This window comes from Wolbachia endosymbiont of Drosophila barbarae, assembly GCF_044752445.1.
In the GTDB taxonomy this organism is placed as follows: domain Bacteria; phylum Pseudomonadota; class Alphaproteobacteria; order Rickettsiales; family Anaplasmataceae; genus Wolbachia; species Wolbachia pipientis.
This window is the reverse complement of the sequence record NZ_JBIXJM010000183.1, coordinates 1-4,572: the sequence shown is the minus strand read 5'-3', so window position 1 is coordinate 4,572 and position 4,572 is coordinate 1. Positions and strand designations below refer to the sequence as shown.

Here is a 4,572-nt window from a genome sequence, read left to right as displayed (position 1 = left end):
GTATTTTATTTCTCTTGACTATATTACAATATTGAGAGATATTAGCTACTGAAATTAAAGTTACGCACTATTTAAAATTTATGGAGGTTTAGTAATGTGGAGTAGACTGGTTATAATGTGCTGTTTTTGTTTATTACTTACTGGTGTAAGTTCTTGCCCAAAAAAAGAAGCAAATACAACAAATAAAATAAATTCTGTTGTTAAGCAGATAGGTGATAAAAGAGTTTTCTTTGGTTATGATGAATCTAGTATTGCTGAAGTAAGTGCAGATGCATTACTTGACGTAATGGAGGTGTTACAAGATAACCCTAACGCGAAGGTTACTTTAACTGGTCACACTGACAACCGTGGTTCTCATGAATATAATCTTGCGCTAGGCGCTAGAAGGGCAGATGCAGCTAAAAAATTTATGGTTAGTTGTACACCCTACATAGAAAACAGAATAAAAACTGCTTCTAAAGGTGAAACTGAGCCTTTGGTTAATGTAAAAGATGATTCTAGAAATTCTAAATATGAAAAAGAGCATGCTAAAAATCGTAGAGTGGAATTTTCATTTTCTGGAATAAAGAAATAGTTTCTTGCATTAAAACCTGGATCCCAGTGTCAAACACTGGGATGACATAAAGAAAGGGCACTGGGGTAGACAAAAAAGGACAAACTTGTCATATTTCGTTGCTTGTTAGCGGGATCTATATATACCACAAATAAGTCGCGGTATGACGTAAGAGATCTGACCTGTCTGGCCATCAAGAGACATAATGGAATTAGAGTTATTATTTCAAAATGTGGTTAATAGTTTTGCTTTCTATAACAATCAAGTTGCAGTTGCAGTATCAGGTGGTGTAGATAGTATAGTCTTACTGCACTTAATGACTAACTGGGCAAAAAAAAACAAGCTTTCACTTCCTACAGCATTAACAGTAAATCATGGGTTACGTCCAGAGTCTCAAAAAGAAGCTGATTTTGTTGTAAGTTATGCAAAGGAACTTGGAGCAAAGGAATCGTTCATATTAAATTGGGAGAAGCAAAATATTAAAGGCAATATTCAGTTACAGGCACGAAAAGCACGGTATAAGTTACTAGCAGAGTGGTGTAAAAATAATAATGTTAAATATTTACTTGTTGCTCATCACAAAGATGATCAAGCAGAAACGTTCTTGTTAAGATTAGAGCGAGGTAGTGGCGTAGATGGATTATCATCAATGGACTACAAGTCTTTCCTAAATGGTATTTATATATTTAGGCCATTGTTAAATTTTAGTCGTAGTGAAATAGAAAAGTACGCTAAGCTTCATCGGTTAAAATGGATCGAAGATAGAAGCAACTATGACTTAAAATACAGGCGAACTTTATACCGTAACTTACTTAAAGCAAGTGATAATCAAGAGATTTTAACAGAGCGAATATGCCTCACAGCCCTTCATATGAAAAGAGCTGCAAAAGCGTTGATGCACTACACACGCCTTGCGTTTAATGACTGCGTTAATGTGCATGATCTTGGTTATATTGAAATTAAACTAAGTGAGTTTTATCAATTGCCAGAGGAAATAGCCTTGAGGCTTCTTCTTTACTCCATAATGGCAATTGCCAGTAAACATTATAAACCAAGGTACAACAGCCTTATCGTAATATTTAATAAAATATTGCAAAAGGATAGTAATGTTAACTGTACACTTTCTGGGTGTAAAATAAGAAAACATGGAGAAAATATCTTGATAATTAGAGAATCGTCAAAGATACAAGAAATTACCTTAAACCTACCTTTAAATGAACCTACTCAATGGGATAACAGATTTAGCTGCACAATACTCGGAAATCAAGAGTGTTCAGTTATCATCGCTCCATTAAAAAAAACACAAAAAGTTTCTGAATTTCTGAAGGATTACAACTGCTGCCCTGAAGTTTTCTATTCTTTGCCTGTAGTGCTAAAAGATGGAAAGGTGCTTGCTTATCCTGATGTAAATTATAACGGAAAAAATACCAATGACGATAAGGTTCAATGCATTATTAATAGCACGATAAAACAAAATTTGGTAAGCTTGATTAGTATTTAGTTAGAAATAGAAATGAAAAAATTTTTAGAAGGCTTATTGATCTGGTTAGTAATTATTGTTCTTATTTCAGTTGCTTATATTCAGTTCAGCGGAAATGTAGGTAAAAGTAAAACAATTATACCTTTTTCGGAATTTTTAACTAGACTAGAAGACAATGATGTAGAAAATATTGTCATAAAAAACCAGAGCATTGAAGGCAAGTTCAGGGACGGTTCAAGTTTCAATTCAAGCGGTGTCATATATAGCGACCTAATAAAAAATTTACATGATAGAAAAGTGAGATTCTCCTTTTCAACTGGAGATTCTGCCATGAACGTAATTGGTGGATTACTTATCTCATGGGTCCCAACATTTATCTTTATTGGCTTCTTGCTATTCTTTCTTAAACAAACACAAGCGGGGGGCAACAGAACTATAAGCTTTGGCAAATCAAGGGCTAGACTCATGACTAGTGGAAAAAAAGTAACATTTGATGATGTTGCCGGAATTGATGAAGCAAAAGAAGAGCTAGTAGAGATCGTTGATTTTCTTAAACAAAGGCAAAAATTTCAAATATTAGGTGGAAAAATACCAAAAGGGTGCCTTTTGATTGGCTCTCCTGGAACTGGTAAAACTTTACTTGCTCGTGCAATTGCAGGAGAAGCTAATGTGCCATTCTTTAGTATTTCTGGATCTGATTTTGTTGAAATGTTTGTGGGTGTTGGTGCAAGTCGTGTTCGTGATATGTTTGATCAAGGCAAGAAAAATGCTCCTTGTATAATTTTTATAGATGAAATAGATGCGGTGGGTAGACATCGTGGCATTGGTCTTGGTGGCGGCAATGATGAAAGAGAACAAACATTAAATCAGTTATTAGTTGAGATGGATGGCTTTGAGTCTAATGAAGGTGTAATAATAATTGCTGCGACTAACCGTCCGGATGTCTTAGATCCAGCACTGCTTAGACCTGGTCGTTTTGACCGACAGATTACTATTTCTTTACCCGATATAAATGGGCGTGAAAAGATATTAAATACTCATATAAAGAAAATATCAATAGCACCAGATGTAAACGTGAAAACAGTTGCAAGGGGAACACCAGGTTTTTCAGGGGCTGATCTAGCAAATTTGGTGAATGAATCTGCACTTATCGCTGCAAGAAGAAACAAGAAGATTGTTACCATGGATGATTTCGAATATGCACGTGATAAAGTGATGATGGGCGTAGAAAGACGATCTCTCATTATGACAGAAGAGGAAAAGAGACTGACTGCATACCATGAAGCTGGTCATGCGATGATTGCTGTTAATATGCCTGCTTCTGATCCTATACACAAAGCAACAATTATTCCACGCGGTAGGGCACTCGGTTTAGTTATGAGACTACCAGAAACAGATAGAGTGTCCCTCACAAGAGAAAAGATGCTAGCAGATATAACTGTTGCAATGGGTGGAAGAGTGGCAGAAGAGCTAATTTTTGGCTACGATAAAGTCACAAGCGGTGCATCTTCGGATATAAAACAAGCATCTGATTTATCACGCGCTATGGTAACAAAATGGGGAATGAGTGACAAAATAGGCCCGATCTATCACAATCGCGAACAAACCATACATGGTTCTGAGGTAATTTCTGAAGATACGTTAAAACTTATAGATGAAGAAGTGAAGAAAGTTGTATCTTCTTGCTATGAAAAAGCAAAAGACATTTTGACCAAGCATAAGAAAGGCTTAGATCTCATTGCCGAAAATCTACTGGAGTTTGAAACTTTAACAGGAGATGAAATAAAGGACATATTAAATGGAAAAAAAATTGTTAGAGAGGAAAATGAGAAGAATGAGAAAATAAAAAAATCCTCTCTCTATGAGAGTTGACCTCATCTTAAAAATGCTAATCAGCTAACGCTGCAATAAAACATTCAGAATTGTAACTGTCAATATAAATTGTATTAAAATATTCATAATATTGCATTTTCATCACAATAATGCTATCATTCAGTTAGTATTAATGTTTAATGAGGTGTGAGTAATGATTGATATAGCTTCTATTGGTGTAAGTACAGTTATTGATCAGAATTATAGAAGAAAAGCACAATTATGTTTATCAGGATTATTTCTAACTGTGTCAATAGCAACTGTTACCTGGTTTATTTTCCCTGCGTCACAAAATGTATTAGCTCCGTTTTTACTTCCGGCTATGTTCTTGCTCTTCACTTTATCGATGGGTTATTACATGTTCATATTTAGTTGTGAAGAAAAATCTTTGGTAAAGAATGTTCTTGGTATGGTTGAACCGGCTGAATCGGTAAAGAGAGTGCATTGCCAAGAAAATATTAAGTCCTTATTAGCAGAAGTGAGAAGTATAGCTCTTTTCATAGAAGTCCGGATGTGATAAGATAAGGATAGAAGATGATAAGGAGGTTGAGTGCCAGCAGCATATAGTTATGACTTAAGGAAAAAAGCAATGGAAGCGCTAGACGAAGGAGAAAGCAGAGAAACAGTGGCAGCAAGATTTAAAATTGGACGAACTACTTTATGGGAG

The 4,572-nt window shown here is 35.3% G+C and carries 5 protein-coding genes; all 5 read left to right on the top strand.

Annotated elements, in window-relative coordinates; all coding sequences use genetic code 11:
- The first annotated feature begins 94 nt into the window (after positions 1–94).
- Entirely contained in the window at positions 95–574 is a 480-nt protein-coding gene (locus tag ACIPNH_RS03855) for an OmpA family protein (protein WP_400771842.1), read from the top strand.
- Positions 575–758: 184 nt separating this feature from the next.
- Positions 759–2,054 (top strand): tRNA lysidine(34) synthetase TilS, encoded by a 1,296-nt coding sequence (gene tilS / locus ACIPNH_RS03850; protein ID WP_400771840.1) that lies wholly within the window; start codon positions 759–761, stop codon positions 2,052–2,054.
- Positions 2,055–2,066: 12 nt separating this feature from the next.
- Complete coding sequence (ftsH, locus tag ACIPNH_RS03845) at positions 2,067–3,905, top strand: ATP-dependent zinc metalloprotease FtsH (RefSeq protein ID WP_400771838.1); 1,839 nt, start codon at positions 2,067–2,069, stop codon at positions 3,903–3,905.
- 154 nt (positions 3,906–4,059) lie between these two features.
- Complete coding sequence (locus tag ACIPNH_RS03840) at positions 4,060–4,422, top strand: hypothetical protein (RefSeq protein ID WP_400771836.1); 363 nt, start codon at positions 4,060–4,062, stop codon at positions 4,420–4,422.
- A 33-nt stretch (positions 4,423–4,455) separates the two neighbouring features.
- On the top strand, positions 4,456–4,572 hold a 117-nt coding region (locus ACIPNH_RS03835), incomplete at its 3' end, for an IS630 transposase-related protein (protein ID WP_400771409.1).

Coding starts and splice junctions, on each gene's coding strand:
- ftsH (WP_400771838.1), top strand. CDS start 2,067: ATGAAAAAATTTTTAGAAGGCTTATTGATCTGGTTAGTAATTATTGTT.
- tilS (WP_400771840.1), top strand. CDS start 759: ATGGAATTAGAGTTATTATTTCAAAATGTGGTTAATAGTTTTGCTTTC.
- ACIPNH_RS03840 (WP_400771836.1), top strand. CDS start 4,060: ATGATTGATATAGCTTCTATTGGTGTAAGTACAGTTATTGATCAGAAT.
- ACIPNH_RS03855 (WP_400771842.1), top strand. CDS start 95: ATGTGGAGTAGACTGGTTATAATGTGCTGTTTTTGTTTATTACTTACT.